This is a genomic window from Clostridium sp. chh4-2 (assembly GCF_002899675.1).
Lineage (GTDB): Bacteria > Bacillota > Clostridia > Lachnospirales > Lachnospiraceae > CHH4-2.
In genome coordinates this window covers 45256-59278 of sequence record NZ_PKUU01000013.1, presented here as the reverse complement: position 1 = coordinate 59278, position 14023 = coordinate 45256, and the positions used below count along the sequence as shown (strand labels likewise).

At 46.2% G+C, this 14023-nt stretch carries 15 protein-coding genes; 1 reads left to right on the top strand and 14 read right to left on the bottom strand.

Features of this window, described 5'->3' with window-relative positions; all coding sequences use genetic code 11:
• Window positions 1-181 precede the first annotated feature (181 nt).
• Complete coding sequence (locus tag C0033_RS14660) at window positions 182-1066, top strand: LysR family transcriptional regulator (RefSeq protein WP_103228631.1); 885 nt, start codon at window positions 182-184, stop codon at window positions 1064-1066.
• Between the two features lie 131 nt (window positions 1067-1197).
• Here C0033_RS14660 and C0033_RS27780 read toward each other — a convergent pair whose 3' ends face one another.
• The 14 genes from C0033_RS27780 to C0033_RS14590 form a co-directional block, all read right to left on the bottom strand.
• The gene (locus C0033_RS27780) at window positions 1198-1269 is read right to left on the bottom strand and encodes a SpoIVB peptidase S55 domain-containing protein (RefSeq protein WP_242984513.1); all 72 of its coding nucleotides are present in this window, start codon (window positions 1267-1269) and stop codon (window positions 1198-1200) included.
• A gap of 202 nt (window positions 1270-1471) precedes the next feature.
• Window positions 1472-2512, bottom strand: coding sequence for a virulence RhuM family protein (locus C0033_RS14650; protein ID WP_103228630.1), 1041 nt, complete (start codon window positions 2510-2512; stop codon window positions 1472-1474).
• Window positions 2513-2646: 134 nt separating this feature from the next.
• Window positions 2647-2832 carry a hypothetical protein gene (locus tag C0033_RS27075; RefSeq protein ID WP_103228629.1) on the bottom strand — a complete coding sequence of 62 codons (186 nt, stop codon included), beginning with the start codon at window positions 2830-2832 and terminating at the stop codon, window positions 2647-2649.
• 641 nt (window positions 2833-3473) lie between these two features.
• Window positions 3474-4751, bottom strand: coding sequence for a SpoIVB peptidase (gene spoIVB / locus C0033_RS14640; protein WP_103228628.1), 1278 nt, complete (start codon window positions 4749-4751; stop codon window positions 3474-3476).
• 75 nt (window positions 4752-4826) lie between these two features.
• Window positions 4827-6488: a DNA repair protein RecN gene (gene recN / locus C0033_RS14635; RefSeq protein WP_103228627.1), complete on the bottom strand. Its 1662-nt coding sequence runs from the start codon at window positions 6486-6488 to the stop codon at window positions 4827-4829.
• Between the two features lie 12 nt (window positions 6489-6500).
• Window positions 6501-6950, bottom strand: coding sequence for an arginine repressor (gene argR, locus C0033_RS14630; protein ID WP_103228626.1), 450 nt, complete (start codon window positions 6948-6950; stop codon window positions 6501-6503).
• An 11-nt stretch (window positions 6951-6961) separates the two neighbouring features.
• Window positions 6962-7819: an NAD(+)/NADH kinase gene (locus C0033_RS14625; protein WP_103228625.1), complete on the bottom strand. Its 858-nt coding sequence runs from the start codon at window positions 7817-7819 to the stop codon at window positions 6962-6964.
• 23 nt (window positions 7820-7842) lie between these two features.
• Complete coding sequence (locus C0033_RS14620; protein WP_103228624.1) at window positions 7843-8643, bottom strand: TlyA family RNA methyltransferase; 801 nt, start codon at window positions 8641-8643, stop codon at window positions 7843-7845.
• Window positions 8644-8715: 72 nt separating this feature from the next.
• Entirely contained in the window at window positions 8716-10593 is a 1878-nt protein-coding gene (gene dxs, locus C0033_RS14615; RefSeq protein ID WP_103228623.1) for a 1-deoxy-D-xylulose-5-phosphate synthase, read from the bottom strand.
• A 10-nt stretch (window positions 10594-10603) separates the two neighbouring features.
• Window positions 10604-11491 carry a polyprenyl synthetase family protein gene (locus C0033_RS14610; protein WP_103228622.1) on the bottom strand — a complete coding sequence of 296 codons (888 nt, stop codon included), beginning with the start codon at window positions 11489-11491 and terminating at the stop codon, window positions 10604-10606.
• 1 nt (window position 11492) lies between these two features.
• Complete coding sequence (gene xseB / locus C0033_RS14605; RefSeq protein WP_103228621.1) at window positions 11493-11714, bottom strand: exodeoxyribonuclease VII small subunit; 222 nt, start codon at window positions 11712-11714, stop codon at window positions 11493-11495.
• 22 nt (window positions 11715-11736) lie between these two features.
• Window positions 11737-12948, bottom strand: a complete 1212-nt coding sequence (xseA, locus tag C0033_RS14600; protein ID WP_103228620.1) for an exodeoxyribonuclease VII large subunit — start codon at window positions 12946-12948, stop codon at window positions 11737-11739.
• Window positions 12949-12953: 5 nt separating this feature from the next.
• On the bottom strand, window positions 12954-13397 hold the full coding sequence (nusB, locus tag C0033_RS14595) for a transcription antitermination factor NusB (RefSeq protein ID WP_103228619.1): 444 nt from the start codon (window positions 13395-13397) through the stop codon (window positions 12954-12956).
• Between the two features lie 167 nt (window positions 13398-13564).
• Window positions 13565-13951: an Asp23/Gls24 family envelope stress response protein gene (locus tag C0033_RS14590; protein WP_103228618.1), complete on the bottom strand. Its 387-nt coding sequence runs from the start codon at window positions 13949-13951 to the stop codon at window positions 13565-13567.
• Window positions 13952-14023: the final 72 nt, after the last annotated feature.

Genomic DNA, 14023 nt, shown 5'->3' with positions numbered 1-14023 from the left:
GGTAAATAAGACATATCCATCACCTCTGAAGTCATTGTAATAGAAAAATGTTGATATATCAAATACTTGTATTTTATATCCAGATATACTTGATAAGTATATCTTTTTTTGATACTATAATACTATAAATCCCTATAACACTATAGCTTCAGGATATTTCGTGGAAGGAGCATACAAAATTATGGAATTACGCACATTGAGCTACTTTTTGGCTGTAGCACGGGAAGGAAGTATTCTGGGAGCAGCCAATACTCTGCACTTGACACAGCCAAACTTATCCAGACAGATGAAAGAGCTGGAGCTTGAAGTCGGCAAGCAGCTGTTTATCCGCAGCAATCGGAATATTACCCTCACGGAAGACGGTATTTTACTGCGAAAACGCGCAGATGAGATTTTAACATTAGTCAAGAAGACGGAATCTGAATTGGCAAAAAGAGAGGAGGCCGTCAGCGGAGAGGTATATATTGGTTCCGGAGAATTCGACTCATTCCATTATTTCTCTACAGCCGCCAAACATCTGACAGAAAAACATCCCGACATCTGTTTTCATATCTATAGCGGCAACAGCATGGAAATATTGGAACGGCTGGAAGCAGGGCTTCTTGATTTTGGCCTTCTGATTGAGCCGGTGGATGTAAATCAATATGATTTTCTCTATCAGCCTGCTGCGGAATCTTGTGGAGTCATTATGAGGAAAGACGATCCTCTTGCACAAAAAGATGCAATCTGCCCGGAGGATTTACGGGGTCTTCCACTCATTATGCCAAGACAATTTATGGAATATGGATTCTTAACCAGATGGATTGGCGAAATGCCAGAGAAACTGAACATCATAGCCACAACAGATTTGCCCTATAATGCTACGATTATGGTTGCAGATGGAATGGGGTATTCCATCTGTATTGATTTTGATTTGTTTACTGGTACTTCTGACAGTAAATTGTGCTTTCGTCCCTTTAAGCCAGGACTAAACGCCGGGGTCTATATTGTCTGGAAAAAATACCAACCATTTTCAAAAGCTGCCCGGGCGTTTTTGGAACAGTTGAAAGAAGATATTGCCTTTTAACTGATTTGGCAGGCACTTAAAAACAGAACAGGAAATGCCGCTCATCATTTACAGCCTTCGACCTTTATTACATGAAAAAATCCTGTAAAAACATTTGCAGCTTTTACAGGATTTCCTATTAAAGAGAGATCTCAATGCTCAATCATATTCTCCACAAATATTCCATACCCCCTGGTCGAGTCCTGAATAAACACATGGGTCACCGCCCCAATCAGTTTCACACTCTGTATTATCGGGCTCCCCGACACGATTGAGTCAAATACGGGAAAACATTTTTAATATTTTTTTAATCACTTTCTTGTTCATTTCTTGCTCTCCGTTCAAGTACACTTTATTCTGACGGTTCTTCCATAGACACACTAACCCAATATTCGTACTGCCTTTTCCTTTGGCAAACTCATCTAATCACACTGTGTCTTCGCCTTTCGAAGTATCCATTCCTAACATAAACTTGTCAAAATCACTTTCGAATAAACGGTCTTGTTTCACTCTGTATTTTTCAAATTCGGATTCTGCGTGCTGTTTGGCAATCTCCGCAGAAATGGTTCCAGCATTTGTCAAAATTTCCTTTTGTGAAAGTCGAAGGATACCTTCGAACTGCTTTGCCCAGTCTTCCATCGTCATAGGAATTTCATCTTCTGCCTTTGCTTCGGCAAGATCAAGATATGCGCTGACAATTCTGGACATAGCATTTAACTCTTTTACCGTTAAATAATTCTTTGCAACAGTCACGTCAAATTTTTGTATTTTCCCGTCTGGTGCATCCTTCCATGTGGTAAGACCCATATGCTCTTTCTCACTATCTGCACGATGATAGATAACTTCTGCGGCTGTTTCTCCGTGAATTGCCCAATGAAGTTGATTTTGAACACGAGCAAAGAATTGCCTTGTCAAATTCGCCTTTGAATCATAGTCAATACTGGTAGCATAAATATCCGTGATTTTTTGATAAAAACGTCTTTCGGAGAGTCTTATTTCACGAATACGCTGTAACTGTTCTTCAAAATAGTCTTTTGTTAAAACAGTACCGCCGTTTTTCAGACGCTCATCATCCATCGCAAAGCCTTTTATAGTGTATTCCTCAATAATGTCATTGGCCCACTTACGGAATTGAACAGCTCTTGGCGAATCCACCTTATTACCCACGGAAATGATTGCCTTCAGATTGTAGTGCTTCGTATCGTAGATTTTCCCATCACTGGCAGTTACTCGAAAAATTCGAGTAACTGAATTTTCGTCTAATTCACCTGTTTTAAATGCCTTTTGCAGATGGTAGGTAATGGTATGGGATTCAACATTATAAAGCAACCCCAACATTTTTTGGCTTAGCCACACATTTTCGTCCGCATAGATTGCATTTACATCACTCTGTCCGGTGGCAGTTAAAAAAGTAAGGTATTCTGCCGCAGATGAACGCACGATTGAGATTTCATTTTTCTTCTTCATACATTTTAGCCAAAACTCTGTCCACTGCCTATAGGCGTTGGACAGAGAGCGGTTCTCCTTCTTCTAATCTTGATTTTCGTATGTCTTCGTATAATCGATGACATGTATCCAGTTCATTTTCATTAATAAAGTGCTTATACATTAGTATTATACAATTCATCCTGCACATTGTACATAATCATCTCTATCCCAGCTTTGTCATTTTTGTATTTAATGTATCTTCCATCCTCCAGCAACACAAAATCTTCCACCCACTCAAACTTGAGCATCAAATCCAGCTCTGCAGGTCTGCCCGGCCTCTTTTCATATTCTGAAACCACTTATTCCAGGAAACGCAATAATCCCATCATCCCTTGATATTCATACCCCTGCCAACCTGTTATTGCATTTCGCTTTCCACTATATAGTTCTTCCTCATACTGTTCCATAATTCCTCCGCCTACACAATATATACCTATATTACCATTATGTGTCTTTTATTTCTACAAAAATATATGCGTTTCGAGCTGAAAGTATCGAGCCTTTTCAATAATAAAAAATAAAACATTCACCTGGATAGGAAGCAGTGTTATTATCACGTCTTTGATAGTTAATCAGACATAAAAGTCACTGTATCTCTTAAAATATGGGATCTACAGCGGTTTCTTTGTGTGTTACGAAGTATGCTGATTTTCAGTCCCAAGTAATATTATTGGTACAAATATACCGATTTTCTCCTGAACAGCGCGGCAACTTTGCTTAACTTTTTCAGGACTCTTTTTAAGTGATTCAGATAACATAAATTGGCTTACACGCACAGCCCTCTTGCGAAAACCTCTCCGCCACTCCGTCCGGGCTGCAGCCGCTGGCACGCTTCGCGCACCATCGGTTGCGCGGCTTTCGCCGCATAGGACATAGCAAAAAGGAAGGCTTATGTGAGCAAGCTCCCAACGCCTTCCTTTTCCCTATGTCCTGCCCGGACTCAATGCTCCAGCATATTCTCCACAAATATTCCATACCCCCTGGTCGAGTCCTGAATAAACACATGGGTCACCGCCCCAATCAGTTTCCCATTCTGTATTATCGGGCTCCCCGACATTCCCTGAACAATCCCCCCCGTCAGATTCAGCAGTTCATCATCCACAACCTTAATCACCATTCCCTTGGTCTTATGGTTATTGGAATAATCCACCTTCTGTATCTCAATCTCATAATCCTTCACTTCTCCCGAAACAGCACTTCTGATAAAAGCCTGCCCTTTCACCACATCCTGACGGTATCCGATCTCCATCGGCTCACCCTGGATCTGTTTCTGCATTCGTTCATTGGCAACTCCGAAAATCCCTTCATCCGTATTGCTCTCAATGGTTCCGAGGGTGGAGCCGGGGCCGTAATAGATCACACCGGACATGACTCCCGGTTTTCCGACGGTACCCTTTTCTATTCCCATAATTTCCGTATCATACAGCATTCCATCTGTAATTTCAACCACAGAGGAAGTGTCCATATCGCTGATCCCATGGCCCAGCGCGCCAAAATTGCCGTTTAAATCCAGATATGTCATGGTGCCGATTCCCTGGGTATCGCTTCGGACCCAGACGCCCAGCTTGTAATCCCCGTCAGACGTGGCGATGGGATTCATTTTCACTTCAATGGGCTGTCCGTCTCTTCTGACCTGGAGAACCGCATCAGAATTGCCGATTTTATTGACCGCTTCCACCAGTTCTTCCTTATCTTTTAAGACTTGGCCGTTGATGGATTCAATATAATCCCCGGATTTTAAGATTCCCGCAGCAGGTTCTGTTTCCATTCCTCCGGCGTCAGTGACCTTTCCCGTACCGATGACCATAATACCATCCGATTTTAAGTAAATTCCAATGGGCACGCCGCAGGGTATGGCATATTTGGTGTCCACCACGTCCACCTGAATCTCTTTTAACTGCAGCCAGCCGAATAACTTGACGCCCAGCTGGTAACTCCCCTGATTGCTGGAATAGAGGGAAAATGGTTCCTTTCCCTGAATGGTAATCTGATTCGATGGTATATCGGAACCATTGTTCAGCACAACCTCTTCACTTTCACTAAAAAGAGTAGAACTGAGAGGCATCGTAAAATGAAACTTTTCTTCTTCTGAAACCACAATATTCAATTGATCGGGTATTACCCGCATTACATAGTAATAGAAAAAAGCCGATAAAAGCAGAAGAATCAGACCGCTGGCAACGATCAGATTCCTGCACACATTCCTCTTTCCCGTCATCCCCACATACCTCCTTTTAAGTTCTTAGTTAGTATGTGTCTGACTCCGGGAAATCAGTCTGTTATTTTTTAGATGTTATAATTTTGTGGTTCCTGCCAGGATTTTCATTTCCTTCGCATTCTGATAGACCGTATCTGTGATCTGGGCTCCGCCAAGCAGGCGGGCCAGCTCGTTCACCATCTCTGTTTCTTCTAATGGACGGATGGTCGTCACCGTCTTTTTATCCACCACATGTTTTGCTATTTCAAAATGTGTATCAGCCATGGCTGCAATCTGAGGTAAATGGGTGATGCAGATCACCTGGTGGGTTTTTGAAATGTACGACAGTTTTTCTGAAACTTTTTGAGCGGTTCTTCCGCTGATTCCTGTATCAATTTCATCAAATATCAGCGTCGGAATCTCATCACTGTCTGCCAATACGGTTTTCACCGCAAGCATAATTCGGGAAAGCTCTCCCCCGGATGCCACCGCACCTAACGGTTTCGGCGTCTCACCCGGGTTCGTGGAAATCATGAATTCCGCTTCGTCGAAGCCGCCGGGCGTGTAATGATCCAGGCGTTTGAATGTCATCGTGAATTCCACATCTATAAAATTAAGGTCGGCCAGACTCTCTTTAATTTTTTTTGTCAATGCAACAGATGCTTTCTTTCTGATTTCTGATAATTTTTGGCTAAAACCGTCTAATTTATGCTCGGTTTCAGAAAGTTCTTTTTCCAATTGGCGGCAGATCAGGTCGTGATTTTCCAACTCATCCAATTTTTTCTTTTTTTCTTCCATGCTGGCCAGAATTTTCTCCACCGTATCCCCGTATTTGGCCTGGAGATTGTGAATCAGGTCCAGACGCTTTTCAATCCGGTAATACTCCTCTTCATCAAAGCTCATATCGTCCATATAGCCCGCAATATCCCGTGTGACATCGCTTATGATGGAATCCACGTCATACAGCTGGCTGCGGATATTCTGAAGCTTTTCATCGTAGTCGGCGATCAGATTCACCTCTTTTAACGCTCGGCCGATGCCGTCGCCGCCTACCGCGTCATAAGCGGCGGAAAGGCCGGCCGCAATCTTCTGGGCATTCATAAATCTCCGGTATTCCCGTGATAATTCTTCTTCCTCGCCTTCTTTTAAACCGGCATTTTCAATTTCGTCGATCTCAAACCGGCAGAAATCTGCCTCCCTGAGACGGCTCTCCTGATCCATGGACAACGACTCCAGGCGTTCTTTGACCGCCATGTACTCATGATACAAATCAGCAATATTCTGTTTTAAGGCTTGTGTCTGGGATTTGGCATATGCATCCAGAATCTCGAGATGCTTAGATTTGTATAATAAAGACTGGTGCTCATGCTGTCCGTGAATGTCGATCAGCAGGCTGGTAATTGACCGCAGTTTAGCCGCTGTCACCGTTTCATCATTAATTTTGCTTACGCTTCTGGAAGGCATGATCTTTTTCGAGATGATCACCATGCCGTCTCCGTCGGGAAATACATCCATTTCCTTCAATAATTCTGCTTTTGCCGGATCGGTAACGGAAAATACCAGCTCGATATAAGCGTAGTCCGCCCCCGTCCGTATGATATCGCGGGGTACTTTTCCCCCCAGCGCAATATTAACCGAACCGATGATAATTGATTTTCCCGCTCCGGTTTCTCCGGTCAGGATGTTGAGCCCATCACCAAATTCGATATCCGCCCGCTCGATCAGGGCCAGATTTTTAACATGTAAATCCAAGAGCATATCATCACTCCTTTATTCTGCTATGAGTTTTTTTATTTTATCCATAACAAGGATGGTGTCATCCACACTGCGTACCGCGCACATGATGGTATCATCACCCGCAATACAGCCCACGATCTCATGAAAATGAATGGCATCCAAAGCAGCTGCCACAGCCATGGCCATGCCGGAAACCGTTTTAATCACCAATATGTTCTGCGCCATATCCATGGACATAAAACCGTCCCTCAGGATGCGGATGTATTTATCGCTTGGCGTCCCCTGGTTCTGGAGCACCACATAGCGCTGTTTTCCATTGCCGGACTGAACCTTTGTCAGCTTTAGTTCCCGGATATCCCTGGAAACCGTGGCCTGGGTCACATTAAACCCTTTTTGGTTTAAATATTCAGCCAGTTCTTCCTGGGTCTCAATCTCATATTTTCCGATCAGCTCCACAATCATGCTGTGTCTTTCTACTTTCATGCCATCCTCTCCTATACTATGGCCATCTTATTTCTAAGAGTGTCCATAAATGAAACGTCCTTTAATTTTATCAATGTTGTATCAATCCCGGCCCTCTGTATCTCAATATAATCTCCGGTAAGCAGATCGGTGGCCGTGTCACCGTCGAAAACCGCCACCTGGCCTCTGGAATCCGATCCCTCAATACGAATCTTGATGCAGTCTTCCGCGGAAAGCACAATGCTCCTGGCATTCAGGCTGTGGGGACAGATCGGGGTCACGATGATCATCTGGGAATCCGGCACCACAATCGGGCCTCCCGCCGACAGGTTGTAAGCGGTGGAACCGGTGGGCGTTGCGATGATCATGCCGTCGGCCGTATATTCATTCAAAAATTCTTCATTGACATAAAGCCGGAACCTTAAAACCTTTAACACATCTTTCCTGGTAATGACAATCTCATTCAGCGCGATATCCTGAAACACCTTATTCCCGCAGTGATACGCCGCCCCGGAAAGCATCATCCTCTTTTCCAGCTGGTAGTTGTCCTCCACCAGACTGTCCAGCAGGCAGCCGATCTCTTCTTCCTGGCTGATCTGGGTCAGATAGCCAAGCCTGCCCATATTGACGCCTACTAACGGAAGCCTGCTTCCTGCTAAATCTCTGGCCGCCTGGATCAGGGTGCCGTCCCCTCCGAATGTGATCACGCACTGGGTTTTCGGCGGAAGTTCCGCCAGGTTGGTGTATTTATAGCCTGCTCCGCTCATTCCTTTTCCATTTTTCTGGATTTCACAGGCAGCTCCTCGTTCCCGCAGATAAAGGCAGACCGCCTCTGCCGTCTCGCAGGCGTTTTCTTTTTCAGGATTTACAATCAGGTAAAAATACTCCATCTCTCCCCCTCATTCTGCCGCTTCTATAAGACCGCATGGGCCTCTTCCACCACAGCTTTCGCATCCACAGGTATCATCTCGTAAGTTCCCGATTCATGATTCTGCAGATATAGTAAATACTCAATATTTCCCTCCGGCCCTTTGATCGGAGAGAATTCAAGCCCCAATACCTCAAAGCCGATGGTAATCGCATAATTAATCACAGTCTCTATCACTTCCAGATGGGTGCTCTTTTCACGGACAACGCCCTTTTTGCCGACCTTCTCCCGGCCTGCCTCAAATTGGGGCTTTATCAGGCAGACGATCTGTCCGTCCTCCTTCAGAAGCTGTTTAACCGGTCCCAAAACCTTTGTCAGCGAGATAAAGGATACGTCGATGGAAGAAAATTCGATCTGATCGCCGATATCCTCCGGGGTTACATACCGGATATTGGTTTTTTCCATGCATACGACCCGCTCGTCATTCCTCAGCTTCCATGCCAGCTGGCCGTGGCCTACGTCCACCGCATATACTTTCACAGCTCCGTTTTGCAGCATGCAGTCCGTAAATCCTCCGGTAGAAGAACCCACGTCCATACAGACCTTGCCTTCCAGCGTCACCCCAAAATGAGTCATGGCCTTTTCCAGTTTCAGGCCGCCGCGGCTGACATATTTTAATGTTGCCCCGCGGACTTCGATATTCACAGTATCTTCAAATGTGGTTCCCGCCTTGTCCTCTTTCTGGCCGTCCACATATACGATTCCCGACATAATGATGGCTTTCGCCTTTTCCCTTGATTCTGCCAGATTTCTGCCGACCAGCAATACATCCAGTCTTTCCTTCATAATTTCCTCGCATCCTGCCGCACATGCGGCCCCTTCTCTCTCTGAATCAAAAAAGCAGCCGGACTTTTCCCTTTAGTTTTCCGTCAGAGTATCCAGGTATTGTTCTTTCAGTGTCTGTAAGACGGAATCGCTGTCGATCTTTAATCCTTCACGAAGCAGTGAGACATTGCCGTGTTCCACATAGGTGTCCGGCAAAGCGATATTGAGCACTTTTACCTCCGGATACCTGGCGTGAATATAGGATGTGATCATCAGTCCGTATCCGCCCTGAAGCACATTTTCTTCCAGTGTAACTACAATTTTATGATTTTTCGCCAGCCGGTCCACCAGATCGGTATCAAATGGTTTAATGAACCGTCCGTTGGCCAGAGTACAGTGATAACCCAGCGCCTTCAGCTTCTGCCTCACATGCTCCGCCGTGCTCACCATGCTTCCCACCGCTAAAAGCGCGATCCCGTCTTCCTCATAAATCATCTCGCCCTTACCGTATTCCACCGGACTGTCAAATTCTTTCAGTCCCCGGTACGCTTCCCCTCTCGGATAGCGCACGGCGATGGGCCCGTTATAAGTAACCGCAAATTCCAGGTCCTGCCTCAATTCCCACAAATTCTTAGGAGCCAGCACGCTCATATTGGGAATGGAAGTCAAATAGGACAGATCAAAAATGCCCTGATGCGTCTCCCCATCGCTTCCAACCAGCCCGGCCCGGTCCACCGCAAATATCACCGGCAGGTTCTGAATGCAGACATCGTGGAGGATCTGGTCATAAGCCCTCTGTAAAAATGAGGAATACACCGCCACCACAGGCCTCAACCCGGCCGACGCCATTCCGGCCGCTGACGTGACCGCATGCTGTTCCGCAATTCCCACGTCAAAAAAGCGGTTTGGAAATAATTTGCCGAAACGCTTTAGTCCCGTTCCATCCGGCATAGCCGCGGTAATTCCCACGATTCTATGGTTTTTCTGAGCCAGATTACAGATTTCTTTTGAAAATACATCGGTATAGGACGGATACTTCTTCTCACTCTTGGCTTTGCCCGTAGCGATATCAAAAGGCTCCACACCGTGAAATGCGGAAGGATTCTTTTCCGCCGGTTTATATCCTTTTCCCTTTTTCGTCAGCACGTGAACCAGCACCGCATGATTCAGCTTCTTCGCTTCCCGAAACGTCTTTGTCAGCTGTTTGATATCATGGCCGTCCACAGGCCCCAAATAGGTAATTCCCATATTTTCAAACAGCATACCGGGAATCAAAAGCTGCTTGATTCCGTTTTTTGTCCGGCTGATCTTATCCACGATGCTGTATCCCACAACCGGAATCTTCTCCAAGGAAGAGGCCACAAATTTCTTTAAATCATTATACCCTTCTCCTGTGCGCAGGCCGCCTAAGTAGCGGGATATTCCGCCCACATTTTCAGAGATTGACATGTTGTTGTCATTTAACACAATGATAAAATTCCGTTCCATGCGGGCGGCATTGTTTAACGCCTCATATGCCATTCCGCCGGTCAGGGCCCCGTCTCCGATCACGGATATCACGGAATAATCCTCCCCCAAAAGATCTCTGCCCTGGGCAATTCCAAGCCCTGCTGAGATCGAGGTGGAGCTGTGTCCGGTATCAAAGCAGTCATAAGGGCTCTCTTTCCTCTTAGGGAATCCGCTCAGGCCACCGTATTTGCGCAGCTCGTCAAAGCTGTCTTTTCTTCCGCTGAGGATCTTATGGGTATAGGACTGGTGCCCCACATCCCAGATCACTTTATCTTTCGGCAGATCAAATGCCAGGTAGAGAGCCATGGTCAGCTCCACAACCCCCAGATTGGAAGCCAAATGTCCGCCTGTACAACTGATCTTCTCTATGAGGAACGTGCGGATCTCCTCCGCCAGCTGTTCCAGCTGTCCGCCGGTGAGCACCTTGATGTCATCCGGCTGTTTTATCATATCTAATATCATGCTACATCCCTTATTTTTCTCTCGTCACCAGCATGAGGATCAGATCTTCTAAAAACTGGTTTTTTCCGGGCAGAGAGTGAAGATATTCCACCGCCTGACCGGAGATCGTCTCCACATCGGCTTTCGCTTTTTCTATTCCTTCCAATGTTACATAGGTGGTCTTGTTATTCTTCTCATCGCTGAGAACCGGCTTGCCAAGAACCTCCTGGTCTGCCGTCACATCCAGAATGTCGTCCTGAATCTGGAATGCCAGCCCCACCGCTGCCGCCATCTTCTCCACATTCATAAGCTGTTCTTCATCGGCTCCGCCAAGGCAGGCTCCGATCATCATCGCCGCTTCCAAAAGCGCCCCTGTTTTCAAACGGTAAATGAAATCCAGTTTGTCTTTCGGCACCGGTTTATTGGTCAGCTCCACGTCCACGGTCTGTCCGCCGATCATACCGTAAATTCCCGTTTTCTGAGCCAGAATTCCGATACATCTGCCCACCTTTTCCGGCTGTGACGTCATGGAAAATGCTTTTGCCGCTGTTTCAACCGCATAGATGAGCAGGGCGTCACCGGCCAGCACCGCCATATCATAGCCGTATTTCACCCAAGTGGTAGGCACTCCGCGGCGCAGAGTGTCGTTATCCATACAGGGAAGATCATCGTGAATCAAGGATGATGTGTGAATCATCTCGATCGCAGCTATAAACGGTTCGATCTCTTCTCCCGCCCCGCCGAATAAACGGTAGGTTTCCCGCATCAAAAGCGGGCGCAGGCGTTTTCCCCCTGCGTTAATGCTGTAGTTCATCGCTTCAAAGATCGTCTTTTGATGGCCTTCCTCCTTGGGAAGGTACCGGGCGATCGTTTCTTCTATCTCCTGAGTATAAAGCTTCAACTGTTCGTTTGGACTCATATTACCTCTCTTGTTCTCCTTCAGCCAGGATCATGATCTGTTTTTCTACCTTATCTATTTGATCATTGCATGATTTTACCAGTTTCATACCGGTTTCATAGTATTTAAATGATTCTTCCAACGTAGTTTCTCCGGCTTCCATCTTCCCGATAAGCTCTTCGAGCGCTTCAAATGTCTGCTCAATATTTATCTCTTCCCCGGTTGCCTTGTTCTTTTCAGCCATGGAAATTCCTTTCTATAATCAATTATCTGAAATCTACGGTATCCCTGGTGTCCTCCACTTCGGCTGTAATCACGCCGTCGGACAGCCAGATCTCTACCGAATCGCCTTTTTTTACCTGTTTGATCGTTTCGACTCCCGCCCCGTCAGCTCCGGTGACAAAGCCAAATCCTTTGCTTATCTTATCAAGCGGAGACAAGCCCTGCAGCCTGCTGCTCAAAAGCGCCAGACGGTGCTTCTGACTGGTCAGTTTCCTGTCTAAAAGAGCTCTCATCCGGTCTTCCAAATCCACCAGTCTCTGCCTCTTTTCATTCAGCTGGCGGCCGGGATGATAGAGTTTTAAGCGGAGCCGGTACTGTTCCAGCATATACTTTCTCTGCTCTAACTTCCTCATAAGGCTTCTCTCCAGCATCTGCTGGTAAGACCGCACCTTCATATCGAACTGCTGATAATCAAATACCGCCAGTTCCGCAGCTGCAGAAGGCGTAGGCGCCCTCAAATCCGCCACATAATCCGCAATGGTCACGTCCGTTTCATGCCCCACTGCCGATATCACCGGCGTCTCGCATTCAAAGATGGCCCGGGCCACCGCCTCTTCATTAAAAGCCCACAGATCTTCGATGGAGCCGCCGCCGCGGCCGGCGATAATCACATCCACTCCCATGGCGTCCAGCGTCTTAATTCCCTGAACGATGCTCTGTTTTGCGCCGTCGCCCTGAACCAGCGCCGGATACAGGATCAGCTGGACATAGGGATTCCTTCTGTGGGAAATATTGATAATATCCTGGATGGCCGCCCCGGTAGGCGCGGTCACAATTCCAACCCTTTTCGCATAGGTCGGAATGGGCTGCTTATACTCCGGCGCAAACATTCCCATCTCTTCCAGTTCGTCTCTCAGTTTACAGAACCTCTCATACAATCCGCCGGTTCCGTCTAATGTCACTTCCTGGGCGTAAAGCTGATATTTTCCGTCTCTTTCGTAAACGTCCACGGTTCCGCGGACCATAACCTGCTGCCCTTCCTCTAATCGAAAAGTGAGACCTCTTCTCTGGCTGGCAAACATCACAGCCGACAGGGTCCCTGACTTATCTTTCAGTGTAAAATAGATGTGCCCGGAGGTGTGATATTTGCAGTTGGATATCTCACCTTTTACGGATATGCGGTTTAACATAAAATCCTGGGCAAACATATTTTTTATATATGCATTTACTTGTGAAACAGAATAAACATTCGCCATAATCTCTATACCAATTTTGCCAGAATTCCATTGACAAACGCGGATGAATCGTCTCCTCCGAATTTCTTGGCCAGTTCTACCGCTTCGTTAATGGCTACCTTTTCCGGCACTTCTTCATCATATAATATTTCGTACAGAGCCAGTCGCAGAATGGTCAGTTCCACCTTGCCCATACGTTTTGTTTTCCAGCCCTCGGCCACCTTGTTGATCTTAGCGTCCAGGTCGGGAATCTTCGCTTCGATATCCTCCACCTTTTTACGCAGATAATCGCTGTCGTGAAGATCCAGTTCTACCTTATGAAGGATTTCACAGACTCCTTCCGGAGACACCTCGTCTTCCTCCGGTGATTCATAGTATAATTCTATCTGTTCCGACTTCTCTTCAGCCGGGTAAAAGTCAGCTGCGAACAACATCTTAAATCCATGCTCACGCAATTCTCTTCTGGTCATGTGCCATCCTCCTGATTTGCTAATCTAATGCTTAATTATAGCGTAAATCCATTCTTTTCACAATAGCTAATCCGACAAAATCAAACAGCCGGCTGCGGCCACAGTTAAAAACCGCGGCTACAACCGGCCAAACATTCCTTCTTCGGGAAACAGGAATCGATTCCCAGTTATTTATCGCCCTCGATGTTCACTCCGGCGATTTTAATATTCACTTCCAGCACAACAAGGCCCGTCATGTTCTCAATGGCTGTCTTAACCTTATCCTGTACCTTTTCACATACAACCGGAATATTGTATCCGTACTTCATATTCAGGGACAGATCTACGGTTACATGCTCTTCGGTCACGTCGATCTTAACTCCCTTTGACAGGTTTTTCATGCCCAGCTTTCCTACCAGTTCATTGGTGATATTTCCCGCCATGGAATCTACACCTTCAACCTCGGTTGCGGCAAGGCCCGCTATGATGGCTACCACTTCATCCGCTATCTGAACTTCTCCGATTTTATCTTTTTCATATACTTTATGAGTATTTCTCTCTTCTATATCTGCCACGGCAATACCTCCTGTGATTCATATTATACCCATTATAGCAAAGTTATCAGTTTTTGCATAGGGGATTGTGAA

What these genes read in the sequence shown, in the direction of transcription:
- C0033_RS14660 (WP_103228631.1), top strand. Translation starts at nt 182, where the DNA reads ATGGAATTACGCACATTGAGCTACTTTTTGGCTGTAGCACGGGAAGGA.
- C0033_RS14650 (WP_103228630.1), bottom strand. Translation starts at nt 2,512, where the DNA reads ATGAAGAAGAAAAATGAAATCTCAATCGTGCGTTCATCTGCGGCAGAA.
- spoIVB (WP_103228628.1), bottom strand. Translation starts at nt 4,751, where the DNA reads ATGACGGGAAAGAGGAATGTGTGCAGGAATCTGATCGTTGCCAGCGGT.
- recN (WP_103228627.1), bottom strand. Translation starts at nt 6,488, where the DNA reads ATGCTCTTGGATTTACATGTTAAAAATCTGGCCCTGATCGAGCGGGCG.
- argR (WP_103228626.1), bottom strand. Translation starts at nt 6,950, where the DNA reads ATGAAAGTAGAAAGACACAGCATGATTGTGGAGCTGATCGGAAAATAT.
- C0033_RS14625 (WP_103228625.1), bottom strand. Translation starts at nt 7,819, where the DNA reads ATGGAGTATTTTTACCTGATTGTAAATCCTGAAAAAGAAAACGCCTGC.
- C0033_RS14620 (WP_103228624.1), bottom strand. Translation starts at nt 8,643, where the DNA reads ATGAAGGAAAGACTGGATGTATTGCTGGTCGGCAGAAATCTGGCAGAA.
- dxs (WP_103228623.1), bottom strand. Translation starts at nt 10,593, where the DNA reads ATGATATTAGATATGATAAAACAGCCGGATGACATCAAGGTGCTCACC.
- C0033_RS14610 (WP_103228622.1), bottom strand. Translation starts at nt 11,491, where the DNA reads ATGAGTCCAAACGAACAGTTGAAGCTTTATACTCAGGAGATAGAAGAA.
- xseB (WP_103228621.1), bottom strand. Translation starts at nt 11,714, where the DNA reads ATGGCTGAAAAGAACAAGGCAACCGGGGAAGAGATAAATATTGAGCAG.
- xseA (WP_103228620.1), bottom strand. Translation starts at nt 12,948, where the DNA reads ATGGCGAATGTTTATTCTGTTTCACAAGTAAATGCATATATAAAAAAT.
- nusB (WP_103228619.1), bottom strand. Translation starts at nt 13,397, where the DNA reads ATGACCAGAAGAGAATTGCGTGAGCATGGATTTAAGATGTTGTTCGCA.